General features: G+C 70.2%; 1 protein-coding gene. It reads right to left on the reverse strand.

Features of this window, described 5'->3' with window-relative positions:
* A partial coding sequence (locus ACLEQD_RS42840) for a non-ribosomal peptide synthetase (RefSeq protein ID WP_410391716.1) occupies window positions 1-1,709 on the reverse strand: 1,709 nt, incomplete at both ends.

Below are 1,709 nucleotides of genomic sequence, written 5' to 3' on the forward strand. Positions count from 1 at the left end.
GCTTCGAAGAGGGCGCGCAGCGGCAGCTCCACGCCGAACGCGCTTCGCACGCGCGACATCGCCTGCGTCGCCACCAGCGAGTGGCCTCCCAGGTCGAAGAAGTTGTCGCTCGCTCCCACCCGCGCCACGCCCAGCACCTGCGCCCAGAGGTTCGACAGCAGCTCCTCCGTCGGCGTCCTCGGCGCCACGTAGTCCGCCGCCTCCTGTGCCCCTTCCGGCGCCGGCAGCGCCTTGCGGTCCACCTTCCCGTTCGGCGTCAGTGGCAACGCGTCCAGCACCACGAAGGCCGCCGGCACCATGTACTCCGGCAGGCTCTCCTTCACGTGCTGCCTCAGCGCCGAGGCCTCCACTCCCTCCGGCGCCACCACGTACGCCACCAGCCGCCGCGGCTCCTCCCGCAGCAGCACCACCGCCGTCCTCACCGCCGGGTGCTTGCCCAGCACCGACTCGATTTCTCCCAGCTCCACCCGGAAGCCACGCAGCTTCACCTGCGTGTCCGCTCGGCCCAGGAACTCAATATTCCCGTCCGCCAGGTGCCGCGCCCTGTCCCCCGAGCGGTACAGCCGCGCTCCAGCAGCCCCGTACGGGTCCGGCACGAAGCGCTCCGCCGTCAACTCCGGCCTGCGCACGTACCCGCGCGTCACGCCCTCTCCGCCGATGTACAGCTCGCCCGCCACTCCCGGCGGCACCGGCTTCAGCGCCGCGTCCAGCACGTACATCCGCACGTTCGCGAAGGGCCGCCCAATTGGCACCAGCCGGTTGTCCCCCGCCTCCAGCGCCTCACTCTCGAACCACGTGCTGTCGATGGTGGTTTCGCTGATGCCGTACGAGTTGATGAGCCGCGTGCCTTCGCCAATGACACCCCGAATCCTCCGGTACTCATTCACGTACCAGGCGTCCGAGCCGGCAATCAGCACTCGCATCGACTCAAGCCGCTGGCCCGTCTCCTCCAGGTGCTGCAACAGGCCTCGCAGCACCGCCGGGACGAACTCCGCGCAGTCCACCGCTTCGGCTTCCATCAGCCCGTGCAGCTTCACCGGCTCCAGCAGCCACTCTCTCGGGCACAGCACCAGCTTCCCGCCACTGCACAGCGCTCGCGAGACGTCTCCTCCGAAGACGTCGAAGGAGAAGCTCGCCATCTGCAGGTGGCTTCGCGGGCCCTGCTTCAACCCGTAGCTTCGCTCCCACCCCAGGTACGCATTCGCCCAACTGCGGTGCGACACCATCACGCCCTTCGGCGTCCCCGTGCTTCCCGACGTGAAGACGACGTACGCCAGGTTTTCAAACCCCGCCGTGCGCGCGGGCGCGGAAACGGGCAGCGCCGCGCGGGCCGGGGCCTCTTCGTCCAGCAGGTAGCGGCGCAGGCCCGGTGCCTCCACCGTGCCTTCCAGCGCCCGCTGCGTCAGCAGCAGCGACAGGCGCGACTCGGACACCATGAGGGCCAGCCGGTCCGCCGGGTACGACGGGTCCAGCGGCACGTACGCGCCACCGGCCTTCAGGATGCCCAGCAGCGCCACCAGCAACTGCGGCGTGCGCTCCAGGCACACGCCCACCAGCACCTCCGGGCCCACTCCCAGGCTTCGCAGGTGGTGCGCCAGCTGGTTCGCCTGAGCTTCCAACTGCCCGTACGTCAGCGCTTCTCCGCCCGGCGCCACGACGGCCGGCGCTTCCGGCTGCACCCGCGCCAGCTCCGCGAAGCGCTCCGGAAT

Source organism: Corallococcus sp. 4LFB, assembly GCF_046520365.1.
In the GTDB taxonomy this organism is placed as follows: domain Bacteria; phylum Myxococcota; class Myxococcia; order Myxococcales; family Myxococcaceae; genus Corallococcus; species Corallococcus caeni.